The sequence below is a fragment of the Streptomyces sp. NPDC033178 genome, from assembly GCF_055577685.1.
Genome location: NZ_JBVIPT010000007.1, coordinates 390,253 through 409,654 on the forward strand (window position 1 = coordinate 390,253; position 19,402 = coordinate 409,654).

Here is a 19,402-nt window from a genome sequence, read left to right on the forward strand (position 1 = left end):
TGGTACGGCTGAACTGCAGGTTCGCAATCCGAGGCACCCTCGCTCGGCGACGGTACGGACGCCACAGCGAGCACGGCGCCCCACCGCGATGTCACGCTTTGAAGGGGCCGACGCACCTATCTAGTGGCCGCGGTGCGCGAGCACCTCGGAGGAGTCGACATAGAGACGTCGCGCGGACGAACGAAAGAAGGAGCACGCGGCAAGGGGCAAGGATCACCACCCGACCAGCCAACTCCTAGGTCATCTCCGGCAGCCTGAGCCAGACTGGAAGCGGGACCGGGACCGGGGCCCGGACTCGACCAGGAGCGGCAAGGAGGCGGACGGGTGGCGCAGGCAGGGCCGTCGAGGCAGGAGCTGATCCAGCAGGGCAACCGCGCCGGATTCGTCGGCCGGGACACCGAACGGGCCGTGTTCCTGCGGAACTTCGACATCCGGCCCGGCGACCCGGGACAGCGCTTCCGCTTCCACGTGCACGGCACCGCGGGCGTCGGAAAGACCTTCCTGGTACAGGAGTTGCAGCACCTGGCACGCGAACGCGGGGCCCTCACGGCGTACGTCGACGAGGGCGCCGGAAGCGTCCCGGAGGCGCTGTCGGAGATCTGCGAGCAGTTCGCGGACCAGGGACGGCGGTTGAAGGACCTGGAGCGGCGGCTGACCGCGTACCAGGAGCGGCGGCACGAGGCGGAGGCGGCCGCACTTGCCGCGCTCGCCGGTGGCCCCGCACCGGAGCCGGAGGCGGCTTCGGCCGGCAGCAGGGCCGCGGTGGGGTTGGGCCTCGCAGCCGTGGAGGCCACCCTGCCGGGCGGGGGCCTCCTCACGAGCGCCCTCCCGGCGGACCGGCTCGCCCAGGGCGCCGACCGCCTGCGGGCCGGCCTCGGCGCCCGCTTCCGCAACCCCGACGACATCGAACTCGTGACGTCGCCCGAGAAGGTGCTCACGCCGATCCTGCTCCGCGAACTGCGCGCCGCCGCCTCCGCATCGGCCTTCTCCTCCGCCACCTCGGAGTGGATCGTCCTGTTCTTCGACACGTACGAGCGGACAGGGACGTATCTCGACCCGTGGCTGCACGAGATGATCACGCGCGGCACGGCCGACAGCAGGCTGCCCGCCACCGTCGTCGTGGTCACCGCCGGACAGCGCCCGCTGGACCCCGCCCGCTGGAGCGGCCTGGACTCGGTGGCGGACGTGCCGCTCGCGCCGTTCACCGAGACCGAGTCGCGCCGGCTGCTCGCCGGGAAGGGTGTCGTGGCCGAGCCGGTCGTCGAGGAGGTGCTGCGCCTCACGGGCGGTCTGCCCGTCCTCGTGTCGACGCTCGCGAACAAGCGCCCCGGCGACCCGGACGCTGTGAGCGACCCGAGCGCCACCGCCGTGGAACGGTTCCTGAGGTCGGAGCCGGCCGTCCGCCGCAAGGTCGCCGGGATCTGCGCCCTGCCCCGGTGGCTCGACGCCGACGTCTTCCGGGTCCTGGTCGTCGACCGCCCGGACGACGAACTGGACGCGCTGTACGAGTGGTTGACCGGGCTGCCGTTCGTCGGCGAACGCGGGGAGCGGGTGCAGTACCACGACGTCGTACGGGCGCCGATGCTGCGCATGGAGCGACGCAGGTCCCCGCGCGAGTGGGCCGGGCGGCACCGGCGGCTGGCGGAGGCGTTCGCCCGGTGGGGCGACGACGTCGGGGCCGGCCGGGAGCCCGAGGACCTGTGGGAGGACGAGGAGTGGCGCGGGCTGCGCCTGGAGGAGACGTACCACCTGCTCTGCGCCCGGCCGCCCGCGGCGCTCGGCGGGGCACTGCGGTCGCTGGTCGAGACCTGCCGTGAGGACGCGGTCGCCGGCCGTCGCTGGGCGCGGATGCTGGCGGAAGCGGGCGACGTGACGGACAACGCGGCCCTCAGGGAATGGGGCCGGGAGCTGAGCGAGGCGCTCGCGGACGACGAGGCCGGGGTGGCCCGGGCGATGGCCCTGCTCGTGGCCCGGCCGGGCCTTGACACCGGCGGCCGGGCGGCGGCGCACACACTGCGGGGCAGGGAACTGCGCCACGGCGGGGAGTACGGGCGGGCACTCGAGGAGTACGCCCGGGCGCTCGAACTCGATCCGGAGCTGGCCCTGGCCCACTACGGCCGCGGCTTCACCCACCGGCTGATGAACGATCTCCCGGCCGCGCTGGCCGCCTTCGACCGGGCGGACGAACTGGCCCCCGACACCGGGTGGATCATCTCCGAGCGCGCGGAGACCTATCGGCTCGCGGCCCGTTTCGAGGAGGCCGTCGCCGATTTCGACCGCGCCGTCGCCCTCGACCCGACCGATGACGAGGCCCTGACCGGGCGAGCCGTGTGCCGACAGGCCCTCGGGCGGTACGACGAGGCGCTCGCCGACTTCAACCGTGCGCTGAGCATCGACGGGGAGTATGTGTGGGCGCTGGTGCGCAGGGCCCGACTGCGCCGCGTCAGAGGGGAGCAGGACGAGGCGTTCGCCGATTTCGACCGTGCGGTCGCGCTCGCGCCCGACGAGGCCTGGGTCGCGTCCGAGCGGGGTGACGCCTACCGGCGCGCCCGCCGTTACGAGGAGGCCGTCACCGAGCTCGGCCGGGCCGTCTCCCTCGAACCGGACTACGCCTCGGCCCTGGCCGGCCGCGGTCAGGCCCTCCATGAACTGGGCAGGTACGAGGAGGCGTTGGCCGACCTGAACCGTGCGGTCGAGCTGGAGCCCGACTACTCCTGGGCGCTGGTGATGCGGGCCCACACGAAGCACGAACTGGGCGACCGGGAAGGCAAGTTCGAGGACCTGCGGCGAGCCGTGGACACGGATCCCCACGTCGACTGGACCAGCCACGAACTGGGCGTGGAGTACCGCAACGCGGGCCTGTACGAGGAGGCGATCACGGTCTTCGGCCGCGTACTGGAACGCAGCCCGGACGACCACGTCACACGGGCCGGTCTCGGCGGGACCTACCGCGCCATGAAGGAGTACGAGGAGGCCCTCCGCCACCTGGACCGTGCCCTGGAGCTGAACCCGGACTACGGATGGGCGTACGCCTCACGCGCCCGGGTCGGCCTGGCGACCGGCCGGATCGAGGGGGCACTGGCCGATCTGGACCGGTGTGTGGAGTTGGCGACGGAGGTGGACTGGGCACGCCGTACGACCATCGAGCTGCTGATGGTGTGCGACCGCTGGGACGAGGCGTCGGCGCGGCTGGCCGACGCCGACCGGGCGCCGACGCCCGACGACGACCTGGACGACCTGCGCGTCGAGGCGCACCGGCACGCGGGGCGGTGGGCCGAGGCCCGACGACTGGCCGAGCGGATGCGGGAGGCGGAGCCGATTGCCGGCATCTTCCAACTGGCCGTGACCGTCAGCAGATCCGAGGGACTGCCGACCGCGGAACCCCTCTGGCGAGAGCTGGCCCGGATGATCGAGGAGGGCGGCGGACTGGACGACACCGAGCGGGCGCAGGGACGCTGCTTCGTCAGCTGCGCCCTCGCCGACTGGCCCGCCGCGGACCGGGGCCTGGCCGAGTTCCTGGCCATGACTCCCGACTGGGACGACCTGGCGAACCTGGTCGCCCTCCTCACCGACGTACTGGAGAGCCCCGGCTCAGACCGCGACCGCCTCACCGCCCGCCTGAGAGAGATCACAACGGCCCGAGACACGCTCCGGGCACGTTACGCCTCATGACGAACACCGGGGCCGCGCCCCGCTTTAGGGCGCGGCCCCGCATTTTCAGGGGCGCGGGGCGGTGACATTTTCGGCTCCGCCGCGGGGCGCAACCAGCCACAGTCGGCCCGCACTCACAGAACAAACCTCGCCCCCCACCCCCTCCGCGGAGCGGAACTAGCCCTCGGCACCCGAGCCGGACGACCCCCCGGCCCGCTCCACCGGAAGGTGAATCACCACCAGCACAACCCCGCTCAACAAGAAGACCCGCATCGCCGCGTCGAGCCCGTTCCAGTCCTCCGACTGCCACATCGCGAACCACTCGCCACCAATGGCGAGGAATCCGGCTCCGAAGAGCAGCATCAGCATCAGCAGCCCGAGCGTGGACGTCCGCCGCGCCCGGAGATGATCGTGGCGAAGCCACTGGAACGTGCCCAGGATCAGGACGAGCGCGGCGATCGTCTCCCACACGATGATCGCTATGTACGCGGCGTCCTGGAGCCCCTTGGACTCGACGGCCCGCCACATCAGGTCGTCGTCCTTGAAGGTGGTGTCCATGGCCAGGACGTGCTGTACGAACTGCTGGTTGGTGCCGAAGTCGGTGATGTTCCCGAACGCCACGAGCGTGATGTAGAGCGCGACCGTGCCGGTGAGCAGGGTCGCGGTGATCGGAAGCGCGCGTGCTGCGGCCATTCCTCAAGTCCCCTTTCGCGTAGGTGTGTTGGTCAACCGCGAGGGACCTGCGTATATGCCGCGGCGGGTCACCGCAAGCGGTCGACGTACCGATCCGTACCCGGCACCGTCGGGATGAAAGGTGCCACCAACTCGACCCGGCCCAGACCTGTTTCGGCCACCGGAGCATCCAGCCCCGTGAAGTACGGATCCCAGCATTCCCGCGGATCCGCCTCCAGGAACCACAGCAGTGTCAGCCGCGTATCGACGCCCTCGACCTGCTTCACGTACGTCATGCGGTCGCCGGGGAGCGGGGTCGGGCGGAAGATCGTGACCATGGCGGCGGGGGAGCCCGCGAGGCGTTTGGGGAGGTGGCGGGAGCGGAGCCACTCCAGCAACTCGGCCCGCCGGTCGGGGGATTCGGCGTCGACGACCTCCACCACCAGGCCCGCGTACGGATGGTCGAGCGCGTGGAAGTCGCGCGGCCCGGCCGCCCCGTCCCGGTAGACCGTCGCCTCGTGGTCCTGGAACGCGGTGAAGACGTGCGTGCGGTCCTGGTAGACCCGGCCGTCCCGGTTCAGCCGTTTGTTGATGCCGACGGTCCACTTCATGTGGTCGTCGTAGCGGCCGTCGGTGACCCAGTACGTCGAGATGTAGCAGCCGGCGGTGACCGGCTGGGCGACCGCCGACTTCTCGGGGTAGCGCAGGAGTTGGAGGTCCCGCGTCGCGACCCAGCGTCGGCCCGCGTACATCCACGGCATCGCCATCGCGCCCGCGTAGTAGTGGTCGTCCTCGTACCAGCGGTTGTACGCGTACTCGTGGCCCGGATGCGGCTCCACCATCGTGATCAGGGCATGGCCGGGGTGGACGTCGTACGGGCCGACGGCGGCCAGTTCCGCGTACACCTCGCTCCGGGTGTCGTCCGGCGTGTCATCGAGCATGGCACTCCCCTTCCTTCCTCGTCCGGCCTTCCTTCCTCCTCCGGACGGACCTACTCTGACGGACCGTCAGATCAACCGCCAGAGCCGGGAGGCCTGCAATGTCACTGCTCCAGGGCAAGACCGTCGTCGTCTCGGGGGTCGGAGCCGGGCTCGGTCACCAGGTCGCGGCGGCCGTCGTGCGGGACGGCGGGAACGCCGTGCTCGGCGCCCGCACCGAGGCCAATCTCGCCAAGTCCGCCGCCGAGCTCGACCCGGACGGCGCGCACACGGCGTACCGGGCCACCGACATCACCGACGAGGGGCAGTGCGAGGCACTCGCCGCGCTGGCGAGGGAGCGGTTCGGGCGGCTCGACGCCGTCGTCCATGTGGCTGCCTGGGACAGCTACTTCGGCGGTCTGGAGGACGCCGACTTCGCCACCTGGCAGTCCGTCCTCGACGTGAACCTGCTCGGCACACTGCGGATGACCCGCGCCTGTCTGCCCGCTCTGAAGGAGCGCGGCGGGTCGGTGGTCGTGATCGGCACGCAGTCGTCCGTCGCCGCCCCCTCCCAGGTGCGACAGGCGGCGTACGCGGCTTCGAAGGGCGCGCTGACCAGCGCGATGTACTCCATGGCCCGGGAGCTGGGCCCGCACCGGATCCGGGTGAACACCGTGCTGCCGGGCTGGATGTGGGGGCCACCGGTGGAGGCGTACGTGCAGTTCACCGCGCACACCGAGGGCGTGCCGGAGGCCGAGGTGCTGGAGCGGCTCACCTCCCGGATGGCGCTGCCGGAGCTGGCCACGGACTCGGACGTGGCGGACGCGGCGGCATTCCTGGCGTCGGACCGGGCGCGTGCGATCACCGGGCAGTCGTTGCTGGTCAACGCGGGGGAGCTGATGCGGTAGCCCGATCCGACCTTGTTCATGGACATGAACTGAGGTCAGTGAGCAGAACTATTTTACCTCCTCTTGGCGGTACGGGCTGTTGTCGCAGTCATGCCATCGAACCCACGATGAGCGGGCGTCACACGACCCTGGGAGGGGGCATATGAACGGTCTCGACTGGGCCGTGCTCATCGGCTACTTCGGTGTGATGGTCGCGATCGGTGTCTGGTCCCACAAACGGGTCGACAACGTCAGCGACTTCTTCACGGCCGGCGGCAAGATGCCGTGGTGGCTGTCGGGCATCTCCCATCACATGTCCGGCTACAGCGCGGTGATGTTCACCGGCTACGCCGCCATCGCCTACACGTACGGCGTCACTTCCTATGTCACCTGGTCCTTCCCCATCGCCATCGGCATCGCGATCGGCGCGAAGCTGTTCGCGCCCCGGCTCAACCGGGTGCGCTCACGGCTGCACGTGGCCTCGCCGCTGGAGTACCTGAAGAACCGCTACAACCTGCCCACCCAGCAGGCGCTCGCCTGGTCCGGCGTACTGCTGAAGATCGTGGACGTGGGCGCCAAGTGGGCCGCCATCGCGACCCTGTTGTCCGTCTTCACCGGTGTCTCGCTGAACATGGGCATCCTGATCACCGGTGCCGTGACGGCCGTCTACTGCACGGTCGGCGGGCTCTGGGCCGACGCGCTCACCGAACTGGGCCAGTTCATCATCCAGTTCATCGCCGGTATCGCGATGCTCGTCGCGGTCATGGCCGAGCTCAACGGCTTCAGCACGCTGTGGAGCGTCTGGGACGAGCCCGCGCTCGACGGCCACACCAAGCCGCTGGCCGGCCCGTACATGATGGTCTTCCTGATCGCCTATCTCTTCATCAAGACCTTCGAGTACAACGGCGGCATGTGGAACCAGGCCCAGCGCTACATGGCCACGGACTCCGCGAGGTCCGCCACGCGGTCGGCCACCCTGTCCGCCGTGCTGTGGCTGGTCTGGCCGCTCGTGCTGTTCTTCCCCATGTGGGTCGCACCGCTGATCATCAAGACGGACGTGCCGGCCGACTCGTACGCGCTGATGGCCGAACAGTTGCTGCCGCACGGGCTGTTGGGACTCGTCATCGTCGGGTTCTTCTCCCACACGATGGCGATGTGCTCGTCCGACGCCAACGCGATCGCGGCCGTCGTGACCCGTGACATCATGCCCGCCGTCTCGCGCAAGGTGCGCGAGTGGGACACCCGGATGGGGCTGCTGGCCGCGCGCTGGGCCACGCTGCTCTTCCTCGGCCTTTCGATGGCCATCGCGACGCAGGTCAACTCCGGCTTCTTCGACGACATCATCACCGTCGTCATCAAGTGGGTCGCGGGGCTCATGGGCCCGATCGCGATCCCGCTGATGCTGGGTCTGCTGCCCTGGTTCCGCAAGAGCGGTCCGACGGCCGCGCTGATCAGCTGGGGGCTCGGCCTGTTCACCTTCTGGCTGGTCAACTACCCGATCAGCTGGAACGTCGACGGCGGCGTACCCCTGCAGTACCAGGTCTCGATCCCGCTCGCGGTCTCGCTCGTCCTCTACATCCTCATCGGGTACGTGAAACCGGAGGACACGCCTGAACGGGACGCGCTCATCGAGAAGATCAACAACGATGACCCCGGCTCGACGTCCACCGCGGTACCGGCTCCCGCGGGGGCGTCGGGCGTGGAGTGAATTCCGTACGGTGGTAGGGCAGTCGGGCGCATGAGGCAGGGCGGCCGTTCCCTTGGGAGCGGTCGCCCTTCCCGTCGGACGTTCACTCTGACGAAGCGTCAACTCCTCGGTGTGTCACCGACCTTGTCGACGACTCCGGCACCGAGCAGGGCCACCTCGTCGGAGCCGAGGTAGTTGAGGGACTTCCTGTCGAAGACCCACACGTCGCGGTCGTCGCGTTCCTTGAAACTCAGGCCGATACCGGGGCGTCCCGCGAGGTCCTTGGCGTTCTCGACCACCCTGACGCCCGGGATCTTCGCGGCCGCGCGGTAGAGGGCCGCGTCCACCTCGGGGAGGAGGGTGGCGTCGTCGAGCATGTCGCCGATCGCCTCCAGCGCGGACTCCTCCCGGCTCTGCCCCTCGCCCTCGGTGTCCGCGTAGATCTTCTCCAGCAGCCGGTCGGGGTCGGTGGGCAGTGCCTCCAGCTCGCGGTACGTGGTGACGTTCGGGTCGGGGGACAGCGTCATGTCCTCCGGGACGCCCTTGGGGGTCCGGTGCCCCGGGAGGCTCGGGCCCGACAGCACCGTGGTCCGGGCCCGTCCGGAGCGCTTGCCGTCGACGGCGGTCCAGTCCGTCCGGCGGAAGACCTGGGTGCCCATCTCCTCCATGTCCATGGAGCCCTGGACGCTGATGCAGACGTACTGGTCGTCGCGGACGGCCACGGACTTCTTCGCGGCGGCGACCGTGGCGATGCGGTTCAGGAGGTCGACGGCCTCCTGGTCGGTGGTGGGGGCGTCAGGTCCTGCGGTGTCGGTGACCACGGCCGCGGCGACGGCGGCGACGGCGGTCGCGGCGGCGAGTGGTACGGCGAACCGGCGGCGGACGGCGGTCCTCGGCCGCGCGGTGGCCGCGGTGGCCGTGACGGCATCCCGGGTGAGCTCTCGCATCAGATGGTCCTTCAGCAGGTCATGGCGGTCGCTCGGCAGGACCGGGTCGCCCGGGCTCGGCAGCAGCCTGGCCAGTTCCTCGCGTTCTTCGGGCCTCATCGGTACTTCTCCTGTGTCGACCGGGCCGCTTCGGGGCGGCTGCTGGGGACCTGTCCGGTACGGGGAGGGCGTCCCGGATTTCTTTCCGGGCCTCCGGCCGGCTCCGGCAGGTATCCGTCGCCGACCGGCCCCGGCGGGTCCCCCTTCGACACCGACCGGTCCGTCCTCGGCACCGGACCACGGGCCAGCTCCGCCTCCGCCAGGTGCCGCAGCCGCTGCCGGGCACGGGCGAGCCGCGACCGTACGGTGCTCGCCGGCACCCCGAGGGCCTCACCGGCGGCCGCGTAGCTCAGCTCCGACCAGACGCACAGCGCGAACACCTCGCGCTCGGACCTGCGCAGCCGCTTCAGCGCGGCCCGCGCGGCCGCGACCCGTTCGGCGTCCTCCATGCGAACGACGAGTTCGTCCGCGAAGTCCGGCACGCTCTCGCGGTCCGCCGTAAGCCCATGGAGGCGGCCGAGCGCCGCGCCGTGCCGCCGGGCGGTCCGTCGCGTGTTGCGCAGCACGTTGGTGGCGATGCCGTAGAGCCAGGGCCGCAGCCCGTCGCCCCCGGGCGGATCGGGATCGGCCGGGGCGTCCTCCTCCTGGGGCCCCGCGTCGGGTCTGAGCCTCTCCCGCAGGCGCCACGCCTCCAGGAAGGTCAGCGAGACCACGTCCTCCGCGGTGGTCCGGTCCGCGGTCAGGCGGGCGGCGTGGCTGTGGACGGCCCGGGCGTGTGCGGTGAACAGCTCGGTGAACGCCTCCGGGTCACCGGCCCGTATGCGGGCGCGCAAGGAAAGTTCCACGACCAGGCCTGTCCGATCGGCGCCCATCGTCTCTGTGGCGCCGGTCACATGGGTGTCGGGAGGGGGCGAGCCGCGCCGGTCGGGGCCAGGGTCCGCTCGTCCGGCGCTCCGCTCGTCCGGGTCCGGGTCCGGCGGCCGGCGGTTCGGTGGTCCGGTGGGTCCGGCGGTTCGGCGGGTCGGCGGTCAGCCCGCCGGGACCGGGGTGGCGCCCGCCAGGGCCGCGTAGCCGCGCGGGTAGCGGGCCAGCCAGCCCGGTGAGGAGCCCGCCGGGCCGTGCAGGGCCGGGCCCTGGGTCATCTCCATCGCGAAGTCGTCCGCGAGGACGAGCATGGTAGGGCGGCCCTCCAGCTCGGCCAGCCAGGACGGCGGCAGGGCCGTCTCACCGTGGAGCGAGCCGAGCAGGGCGCCCGTGAGCGCGCCGGTGGCCGCCGAGTCGCCGCCGTGGTTCACCGACAGGCAGAGACCATGGCGGGTGTCCTCGCCCACCAGGGCGCAGTAGACGGCGACCGAGAGCAGCCCTTCCGCCGTACCGGCTCCGGCCAGGTCCTCGACCCGGGCCGGAGTGGGCATGCCCTGCCGTACGGCCCCCAGGGCCTGCTGCAGCGCGTCCGCGACGGGCTGGTGCCCCGGACGCCCGGCCAGCAGCTGCAGCGCCCGCTGGACGGCCGCGTCGAGGCTCTCACCGCGCGCCAGACCGTGCACCACGACGGCGTACGCCCCCGCCGACAGGTAGGCCGTCGGATGTCCGTGGGTCTGTGCCGCGCACTCCACCGCGAGCTGCATCACCAGCTGCGGCTCCCATCCGACGAGCAGCCCGAAGGGCGCGGAGCGGACCGCTGCCTCGGGGCCCTGCTCCTGGGGGTTCTTGGGGGCGTCCAGCGTCCCCATCATCTCGTCGCCCAGTCCCAGCAGACAGGCGCGCGCGGGCTCACGCCGGGCGTACAGCCACTCCTCGCGGGCCAGCCAGCCGTCCTCCTTGCGCCGCTCGTCGGGACCCCAGTCGCGCTGTGTGGCGGCCCACCGCAGATATGCCCGGTGCAGGTCCGTCGGCGGGTGCCAGGCTCCTGTGTCCCGGCGCACCTGGGCCCGTATCAGCCCGTCCATGGAGAACAGCGTCAGCTGCGTGAGATGGGAGACGGCTCCGCGTCTGCCGTGCCCGAAGGCCAGATCGGTGAGCCCCTGAGCCCCGTGCGCCTCGCGGATCCCGTCCATCGGCAGACCCGCGACGGGCGAGCCCAGCGTGTCCCCGACGGCCGCGCCGAGGAGCGTGCCACGCACCCGGCTGCGGAAGTCCTGCTGTTCGGCACGGCCCCAGACGGCACCGGCTGTCGCACCCACCGAGGCCTCCTACAGATCCCGATCCGATCCCGTGCCGATTCCGTCGGTACGGCCGACAGTTCAGCACTGTAATCGAACGGGAACGGTCGGTTGAAGGTCGGAGCGGTTTGCGAACAGTTAGGGGAACTGATCATCTTTGGAGGTCTTGAAGGATGTGAAATCCGGAAAAAGGCCGAGCCCCCTCGGCCAGGACGGCGGGCCGGTCGAGAGGGCTCTTTCGTGGTGCTTGTGCAGTTGTTGATGCGGTTGTGCGGAGCAGTTGTTGATCCCGTTGTCGGCGCTCTTGCCGCGTTGGTGCTCGTGCTGCGCGAGGCGTCCGGTGGTGGGGTCAGACGGTGCCCCGGCTCACCTCTGCCACGAAGGCGTTCCACGAGCCGGCCGCGAAGGCCAGCGTCGGGCCCTCGTGGACCTTGGAGTCGCGGACGGCCAGCGCCGTCAGGACGGGGGACTTGACCTCGACGCATGCGCCGTTGCCTTGGGAGTACGAGGACTTCGTCCACGTATCCGTGGCGCCTTGCTTGATTGCCATGTTCGCTCCGGTAGCCAGTTGCTGAGTTGCTGTCACCGCACTGCGGGTTCGTTCCGGAACCCACGGTTCGGATTGCGCCAAGGTTGTTGCTTCTTGGCGTGATCGACGCTACTCGCCAACATCGGCTTACGAAGCGACTATTCACTCGACCGGGTGGCATATACCAGTGGAGTCTTCCGTCGAGATACCGCGAGGGTGTATGGTCCGGCACCCTCTCGCTGGGGGCGGTGGAAATCGACCCAACACCGCCTCGCGCGCCGCTCGGTGACGCCCTGTCCCACCGGTGACGTCCTGTCTCAGGACATCGCTTCGGTGGCGTAGTCCTTGGCGACGTCCGCGATGAACTCCCGGGACTGGTCCGCGTTCAGGGCCTGCGCCCGCAGGTGCTCGTACATGACGCTGTACTTCTGGACGTCGTTCGCCTTCTCCAGGTACAGGTCGCTGGTGACGCCCTCGATGTAGACCACGCTGGAGTCGGCCGCGTCAGGGAACTCGAGGATCGCGTACTGCCCGCTGACCCCGGGATGGGCGCCCATGGTGAACGGAATGACCTGGACCGTCACATGCGGCACGTGGGACATCTCGACGAGATGCTCCAACTGCTCGATCATCACCTGCTTGTTGCCGACGGTCCGGCGCAGCGCGGCCTCGTCGAGCACGGCCCACAGCCGCAGCGGGTTCTCCAGGTCGGAGATACGTTCCTGTCGCCTCAGCCGTACCTGTACGCGCTTCTCGATGTCGCCCGGGGCCGCCTCCGGGAGCGCGCCCTGGATCAGGGACTCGGCGTACGGACGGGTCTGCAGCAGACCCGGGACGACCAGCGGGTCGTACACGCGCAGGCTCGCCGCGTCCGTCTCCAGACCGATGTAGACGCTGTACGGGATGTCGCCGAAGGAGTGCCACCAGCCCTGCTGGCGCGAGTCCTTGGCCATCTGCATCAGCGAATCGACGATCCGGACGTCCTCGACCTCGTACACCCCGCACAGATCACGGACGTCGCGCTGGCTGATGCTGCGCCGCCCGTTCTCCAGGCGGCTGATCTTCGACTGCGAGACAAGCAGCCGCTCGGCCACTTCTTCTGCCGTCATGCCCTTGAGCTCGCGGAGCCGGCGCAGCTCCTGGCCCAACCGGCGTCGCCTGACGGTGGGATTGACATTGGACGCCACGGGACGTGCACCTCCGGCTGCGTACTGTCTGTACTTTGCGTATCTGCTGTTGAGCAGATTGCCACCAAGGTGCTTGCTACCGCTGGGAAACAGCGGATATGCCGTGCGTACCCGCCACTTGTCGCCACCTCGCGCCACCTTGCGTGGAAGAGTGGTGAGAAGTGTGATGAGACGCGCGGTTGTACGTGGAGATACGGGACGTTGCGATACGTGCGACTTGGTGGCACAAGGGATGACATAGGGACGACATGCGGACGCGCGGGGCGGCGGGCCGTGTCGTCGTCCGGACGTACGGCCCACCGCCCCGCGCGGCCCAGCGGCTCCCGAACCGGGTCTTGGGGACGTCGGTGCGGCGCTGACGTGCGTGACGCGCGATGCGCACTGCACGGTGCTGCGGTTGTCGGGTCCTGCTGGTCCTACGGGTCCTGCTGTGCTGCGGTCGTGCCGGCGGGTGCCGTGGGACTGCGGCTCAGTGAGCCACGGCACGCGCCATCGAACCGCGGCGCGGTTGCATCGGGACGCCCCTGGCGGGCTCCGGTGCGGGCCTGGCTCCGGGGGCGGCCTGACGGCCGGCCGGTGCCGGGCTGCGGCGTGGCTGAGCGGCCACACCGTTCTGGACGTCCATCACGGCGTGCGCCACGAGGCCGCCCATGGGGTCGTGCCTGATCAGGTCCCGGAGGCGGGAGCGAGACGAACGCCCTTCGTTCCCCGGGTAGAGGTGCTTGCCCAGGCCGACGGCGTGCGCCAGCGCGGCCAGCGCGGCGGTCCGCGGGTCCGGCGGTACGCCGGTGCGGATCGCGCTGTCCAGCCGGGCCCTGATCTCCCGGCTGATCTCCGTGTCCGTCGCCTGATAGCGAGTCGTCGGAAGCACCCCGCACATCTGTCCCGCCACGGCATGCACCATGCCGCACCGCTCCAGATGCGAGAGATATGTCTGGCGCAGCCCCAGTCGGGGTCCGCCGATCCAGTTCACAGCGCGTACTGGAGCACCCCGCCTGCGGAGTAGTTCCAGCGCACAGTCCAAGGTCGGATCTCCGGTCGGCCGTGGTGCCACCACGGCGATACGATCCCCGTCTGGGGCTATCCGTCCGGCCAGCGCCAGCTCCACTAGCTGCGCTCCGGCCAGACCTAGGTCGAGCGACTGCGGCTGTGCGGTGGTACCCGTGGTCGGGTCCAGCGCCAGCAGCAGAAGCTCCTCCGGAAGTGTTCTGCGGCTCCTGCCCATCCATGCCTCCCCGCGTGGATGAATGACAGGGTGACCCCTCTCACATTGGTCTGTCGAGAGTGCGTGACCGGAATGTAGTGGAACCGATAGGTATGTCGTTCTCGTCTACCACGGGGGTTAAGCCCGCACACAGGACACTGGTACATGGTTCGGACACGGGATGTCCGGGCGTGTGTGCATGGCTTGGCGGGTTCATGGTTCGGTTGGCCGCACGGAGTTGTGGCGCATGGAGGAGGCATCGGTGGCGGGCGAGTCCCCCGACAGGTCGAAGCAGCACGAGTCGTCGGCGGAACCGACGTCGGGGAGCAAGGCTCCGGTTCCGGATCCGCGGCTGGCGGTCGCCAGGGAGGCCGTGACGGCGGCTGCCCGGGTGGACACGGCCACGGCGGTGTTCTCGACGAAGCGCTCCGCGGGTTCGGCGGGGCCGGAGGGGTCCGTCGCCGGGAGTTCCCAGGGGAGTGACGGTTCTGCGGACCGGGAGTCCGCCGGGAAGGGCCCCGCCAAGGGCACCGAGGGCGGTGACGCGCGTCTGCGGGACGTGGTGGCCGCGTGGGTCGCGACCGCGGACGACGAGGCGCCTGAGGGCGCCTCTGACGCCGATGGCTCCGATGGTTCCGGTGACGCGGAAGTTCCCGGTGCCGCCGAGGGGTCCGACGGTCCGGAATCGGCCATATCGGATTCGGCCGGTTCGGCCGGGGGCGACGCGGAGGGTGCCGCTGGTGGCGGTGACTCGGATGGTGAGGGTGAGTCCGGGGCGGAGAGCGGGGCGGCTGAGGCCGAGGCCGACGACGCCCCCGCCGACGAGGACGCCGAGCCGGAGGGTGCCGCTGCCGCGGAGGCCCCGGCCGGGGATGACGCTCCCGCCGACGCCGACGCCGACGCCGACGCCGACGCCGACTCGGCCGCCGAGACCGACGTTGACGGCGCGGAGCCCGCTGGTGGCGCCGATGCCGAGCGGGAGCCCGAGGGCGAGTCGCAGAGCGAGGCGACCGACGAGGCGAAGGATCAGCCGAAGACCGGTGCCGACGCGAAGGCCGACGCAGCGCCTGAGGCGCTCGCGTCTGATGCGTCCGACGAGTCCGACGGCGAAGGTTCCGGCGAGGGCGAGGGCGACGGTGACCGTGACGCGGACGCGAAGGTCGCCACCGAGTCCGCGACCGATGCCGCCCCCGATGCGGACGAGCCCGCTGACGAGGTCTCCGCCGAGGCCAAGGCTGACGCCGTGAAGGCCGAAGCCGTACCTGGGACCGGTGCTGCGCCCAGCGCGGGCGAACCGGCTGACGAGGTCTCCGCCGAGGCCAAGGCTGACGCCGTGAAGGCCGACGCCACGGGTGAATCCGCGGACGAAGTCCCCGGTGGGGCCATGGCTGACGCCGTGAAGGCCGACGCTGTCGCCGATGCGGACGAGGCCGCGGGTGAAGCCCACGGTGAGGGCAACGCCGATGTCGAGTCCGACGCGGTAGCCGACCGTGACGGTGGCGCCGGGGCGGGCGCCGACGTGGACGCGGACTCCGGCGACGACCCCGAGCCCCCCGTCGACCAGCCCACCGCCATCTTCAAGATGCCGGCGCGTGCCGTGGATCAGCCCACCACCATGCTCAAGTGGGACGGCGCCAAGCCGGGCGCCGAGACCGGTGAGAAGCCCAAGACCGAGCCGGATGCCGGAGCGGACAAGGGCACGGCAGCCGACCCCGGGAAGGGTGCCGACCCCGGGAAGGGTGCCGAGCCCAACAAGGGTGCCGAGCCCGGCAAGGGTGCCGACCGTGCCGCCGAGGGCAAGCCGGCTCCGGCCTGGGCCGCCAAGTCCTCCGCGCCCTCCGCTCCCCCCGCCGAGCCGGAGGCAGAGCGCACCAGCAAATTCGTAGCCCTCAAGCCGCTCGACGAGCCCGCGCCGCCGAAGGCGCGGCCCCTCGCGCCGCCGCCGGTTCCGCCGGCCGCCGAGACGGCTGCCATCCCGCAGGTCGGCCCCGAGCGGACGACCCAGCAACCCCTGCCGCCGAAGCCCCCGTTGGACCTGCTGGCGGAGCTGACGAACACGCCGCCGCCCCGGCAGACCCCGGTGCGGACCGTCGTGCGGCGGGTCAAGATCTGGACCCCGCTGGTGCTGCTGCTGGCCGTGGTGTTTGCAGTCGTACAGGCCGTACGCCCGCTGCCCACCCCCACGCTCGCGCTGACGGCCGACGAGTCGTACGCCTTCGAGGGGAACAAGGTCTCCCTCCCGTGGCCCGGCGAGGGTCAGGGCTGGATGGACGTGAACGGCATCGGCACGGTCGACAGGTTCGGTGAGCAGAAGCCGGTCGCCATCGGCTCGGTCGCCAAGGCCATGACGGCGTACGTGATCCTCAAGGAGCACCCGCTGAAGCCCGGCGAGGACGGCGCGAAGATCCCCGTCGACGCGAAGGCGGAGACGGAGGGCGGCTACGACGCGCAGAACGAGTCGACGCTCAACACCGTCAAGGAGGGCGACGTCCTCACCGAGAAGGACGCCCTCGCGGCCATCATGATCCCCTCCGCCAACAACATCGCGCGGCTGCTTGCCCGTTGGGACACGGGCGGTTCCGAGGAGGAGTTCGTCGACAAGATGAACGCCGCCGCCAAGGACCTCGGGATGACCAACACGACGTACACCGACCCCTCGGGGCTGAAGGAGACCACCGTCTCCACCGCCGAGGACCAGGTGAAGCTCGGCAACCAGCTGGTGCGGATCCAGGCGCTGGTGGACATCACCAAGCTGCCGACCTGGGTGGACCCGTCGGGCAAGAAGTGGGACAACTACAACCGCCTCGTGCCGTACAACAACGCCATCGGCATCAAGACCGGCTCCACCACCAAGGCCGGCGGCAACCTGCTCTTCGCCGCCACCCAGGAGGTCGGAGGCGAGAACGTCATCGTCGTCGGCGCGGTCCTCGGCCAGCACAAGCCGCCGATCATCGACACGGTCAACGCGGTCAGCAAGGAGGCGATGATCGCCGCCCAGGAGGCGCTGACCTCGCGGAAGATCCTGAAGAAGGGTGACGTCGTGGGGTACGTGGACGACGGGCTCGGCGGTCGGACGCCGGTCGTCGCCACGAAGGACGTCTCCGCGGTGGGCTGGGCCGGACAGACCGTCAAGCTGAAGCTGGGCGAGGACGGCACGGCCATCCCGCACGCGGCGAAGGCGGGAACCAAGGTCGGCTCCCTGAGCGTCGGTGACGGCACGAGCGGCAACGCGGTCGAGGTGCCGGTGGCGCTCAAGTCGGACCTCGTCGAACCGGGCTACGGGTCCAAGCTCACCCGGGTGAGCTGACGGACGTACAGGGCCGCGGTGGCTTGGGGGCGTAACGCTCCCAAGCCGTGCCGAATCGGTCGTACGCCACCGACGGAGTACCGCCCCGGCGCTCTGGGCCGGGGTGCGTGCTAGCGTCGCGAGAAGGGCAAGGTCGCCCGCCGCGGGGCCCGGCCGAGCAGCGAAACAACGGGACACGGGAGTGCCTTCACGTGGCGACAGCGGAGCCGACGCACGCCGACGACGCCGAGCCGGGCCAAGAAGCCGGCCAGCGAATACGGCTGCGTACGCGGCACGTTGAACGCCCGGGATCGACCGACTCCTCGGGTTCCTCCGGTTCCGCCGACTCCCCGGGTTCGTCCGGCTCCTCGGACTTGTCCGGCTCCAGCGGTTCCTCGGACTCGTCCGGATCCACCGGGCCCTCGGACTCGTCCGGCTCCGAGGGCGGTGAGCACCGCGCGGACGCCGACGGCGACGGCGTTCACGAGGCCACTCGTCTCCACCGCTTCCTCCGGCACCCCGCGACCCTCGCCACCGCACTCTCGGGCATCCTCCACGTCATCTGGTTCTTCACGTTCGCGAACAGCGGGGGCGACCTCGCGGCGCAGGACGCGTGGGCCGAGTTCGTCGGCCGGAACCCGGGTTCGGCGTACAACCTGGCCTGGTACGGCGGGATGCACCCGGTGTCGTACAGCGTGGTGTCGCCGTATCTGATGGCCGTGCTCGGCGTGCGTACGACGCTGATGATCGCGGGGACGATCTCCGCCGGGCTGCTCACGCTGATCCTGATGCGCACCAGGGCCGTACGGAACCCGGTGTGGCCGTCGCTCGCCGGAGTGTTCGCGCTGCTGTGCAACGCGGCCTCGGGACGGGTGACCTTCGGCCTCGGCATGGTCTTCGCGCTCGGCGCGACCGCCGTCGTCTTCTGCTGGCCGTACCGCTGGCGCTACAAACGCTGGGCCAAGGCCCTGTGCGCCGCCCCGCTCGCCGCGCTCGCGACCGCCGCGTCACCGGTGGCCGGGCTCTTCGTGGGCTTCGTCGCGGTGGCGCTCTTCCTGCAGAAGCGCCGCCCGGGCGCGTACGCGCTGGGCCTCGCGCCCGCCGCCGTCGTGGGCGTCTCCGCGTGGCTGTTCCCCTTCTCCGGTACGCAGCCGATGCTGTTCGCCTCGGTCCTGCTGCCCTTCTCGTACTCGGTGTTCGTCTTCCTCCTCGTCCCCAAGGAGTGGAAGACGGTCCGGATAACGGCGGCGGTGTACGGCCTCTCCGTCCTCCTGGTCTGGCTGATCAGCTCGCAGATCGGCTCCAACATCAGCCGCCTGCCCATGCTCCTGGCGGGGGTCGTACTGATCGCCGCGCTGCCCTTCACGGTGCCGCGCTCGCGCAAGTGGTACGCGATCGCCGTGACCTTCGTGGGCATGAACGCCTGGATCGGCTTCAAGGCCGTGGACGACATAGTGCACACGACGCCCGCGGCCTCCTGGGCCCGCGAACTGGCCCCGCTGGTCAACCAGCTCCAGGTGGCCGGCGCCGAGAAGGGCCGCGTCGAGGTCGTACCGGCCCGCTCGCACCGGGAGGCGTCCGCCCTCGCCCCGTACGTCAACCTCGCCCGCGGCTGGAACCGCCAGGCGGACATGGAGCGCAACCCCCTCTTCTACGACGACACCCTCAACTCCGCGAACTATCACGAGTGGCTGCGGCGCTGGGCCGTCCACTTCGTCGTCGTCCCCAAGGGCGAGCCCGACGGCGACGGCGGTGAGCGCGAGCGGGAGCTCGTGCAGCGCGGGATGCCGTATCTCAAGCAGGTCTGGGGCGATGCCAACTGGCAGCTCTTCCAGGTCACCGACCCCACCCCGATGGCCGACCCGCCCGCCGTCGTCGACCGGGCCGAGCAGGGTGAGCTGACGATCGAGGTGAAGCGGGCGGGGCAGGTGCTCATCCGCATCCCGTACTCGCCGTGGCTCGGGCTCGTCGACGCGGAGGGCAAGAGCGTCAAGCCACCGCAGGAGACCGAGGAGTCGAAGCGGCTGCGGAAGGACGACGACGAGAGGCCGAAGGCGTACGAGAACGTCAACGGGTGTCTGATGGAGACGGAGGAGGACGTCAACGGGGACAAGTGGACGGAGCTGCTCGCTCCGCGGGCCGGCACGTATCGGTTGGCTGCGCCTTATCAACTGCCTCGGGGTACGGGATGTCCTGAGGAGATGAGGGACGCCGTCCGCGGGAGTAGTGGGTAA

Annotated in this window: 13 protein-coding genes; 5 read left to right on the plus strand and 8 right to left on the minus strand. The window is 70.6% G+C overall.

The annotated features are described in order from the left end of the window. Window positions 1-324: 324 nt before the first annotated feature. Window positions 325-3,672, plus strand: a complete 3,348-nt coding sequence (locus ACZ5VQ_RS20285; protein WP_469106085.1) for a tetratricopeptide repeat protein — start codon at window positions 325-327, stop codon at window positions 3,670-3,672. Between the two features lie 156 nt (window positions 3,673-3,828). On the opposite strand, the gene ACZ5VQ_RS20290 is transcribed toward ACZ5VQ_RS20285, so the two are convergent. Beyond that, complete coding sequence (locus tag ACZ5VQ_RS20290) at window positions 3,829-4,344, minus strand: DUF2165 domain-containing protein (RefSeq protein ID WP_469106086.1); 516 nt, start codon at window positions 4,342-4,344, stop codon at window positions 3,829-3,831. Between the two features lie 68 nt (window positions 4,345-4,412). Then, window positions 4,413-5,264 carry a hypothetical protein gene (locus ACZ5VQ_RS20295; RefSeq protein ID WP_469106087.1) on the minus strand — a complete coding sequence of 284 codons (852 nt, stop codon included), beginning with the start codon at window positions 5,262-5,264 and terminating at the stop codon, window positions 4,413-4,415. Window positions 5,265-5,362: 98 nt separating this feature from the next. On the opposite strand from ACZ5VQ_RS20295, the gene ACZ5VQ_RS20300 reads away from it, so the two are divergent. Next, window positions 5,363-6,148 carry an SDR family oxidoreductase gene (locus ACZ5VQ_RS20300; RefSeq protein WP_469106088.1) on the plus strand — a complete coding sequence of 262 codons (786 nt, stop codon included), beginning with the start codon at window positions 5,363-5,365 and terminating at the stop codon, window positions 6,146-6,148. A 142-nt stretch (window positions 6,149-6,290) separates the two neighbouring features. Continuing rightward, on the plus strand, window positions 6,291-7,835 hold the full coding sequence (locus tag ACZ5VQ_RS20305; protein WP_469106089.1) for a sodium:solute symporter family protein: 1,545 nt from the start codon (window positions 6,291-6,293) through the stop codon (window positions 7,833-7,835). A 98-nt stretch (window positions 7,836-7,933) separates the two neighbouring features. Here the strand turns inward: ACZ5VQ_RS20305 and ACZ5VQ_RS20310 are convergent, their stop codons facing one another. From ACZ5VQ_RS20310 to ACZ5VQ_RS20335, 6 genes are all read right to left on the minus strand, one after another. Beyond that, window positions 7,934-8,860 (minus strand): CU044_5270 family protein, encoded by a 927-nt coding sequence (locus ACZ5VQ_RS20310; RefSeq protein ID WP_469106090.1) that lies wholly within the window; start codon window positions 8,858-8,860, stop codon window positions 7,934-7,936. After that, window positions 8,857-9,645: an RNA polymerase sigma factor gene (locus ACZ5VQ_RS20315; RefSeq protein WP_469106091.1), complete on the minus strand. Its 789-nt coding sequence runs from the start codon at window positions 9,643-9,645 to the stop codon at window positions 8,857-8,859. The genes ACZ5VQ_RS20310 and ACZ5VQ_RS20315 overlap by 4 nt, the downstream gene beginning before the upstream one ends. A gap of 183 nt (window positions 9,646-9,828) precedes the next feature. Then, on the minus strand, window positions 9,829-10,983 hold the full coding sequence (locus ACZ5VQ_RS20320; protein ID WP_469106092.1) for an ADP-ribosylglycohydrolase family protein: 1,155 nt from the start codon (window positions 10,981-10,983) through the stop codon (window positions 9,829-9,831). 328 nt (window positions 10,984-11,311) lie between these two features. Then, window positions 11,312-11,512 carry a DUF397 domain-containing protein gene (locus ACZ5VQ_RS20325; RefSeq protein WP_055615876.1) on the minus strand — a complete coding sequence of 67 codons (201 nt, stop codon included), beginning with the start codon at window positions 11,510-11,512 and terminating at the stop codon, window positions 11,312-11,314. Between the two features lie 296 nt (window positions 11,513-11,808). Then, window positions 11,809-12,678, minus strand: a complete 870-nt coding sequence (locus ACZ5VQ_RS20330; protein WP_200396532.1) for a helix-turn-helix domain-containing protein — start codon at window positions 12,676-12,678, stop codon at window positions 11,809-11,811. Between the two features lie 469 nt (window positions 12,679-13,147). Continuing rightward, window positions 13,148-13,903 carry a GOLPH3/VPS74 family protein gene (locus tag ACZ5VQ_RS20335; protein WP_055615874.1) on the minus strand — a complete coding sequence of 252 codons (756 nt, stop codon included), beginning with the start codon at window positions 13,901-13,903 and terminating at the stop codon, window positions 13,148-13,150. A gap of 226 nt (window positions 13,904-14,129) precedes the next feature. On the opposite strand from ACZ5VQ_RS20335, the gene ACZ5VQ_RS20340 reads away from it, so the two are divergent. Next, a complete protein-coding gene (locus ACZ5VQ_RS20340) occupies window positions 14,130-17,189 on the plus strand; it encodes a D-alanyl-D-alanine carboxypeptidase (protein WP_469106093.1) in 3,060 nt (1,019 codons plus the stop codon). A gap of 191 nt (window positions 17,190-17,380) precedes the next feature. Beyond that, window positions 17,381-19,402, plus strand: a complete 2,022-nt coding sequence (locus tag ACZ5VQ_RS20345) for an MFS transporter (protein WP_469106094.1) — start codon at window positions 17,381-17,383, stop codon at window positions 19,400-19,402.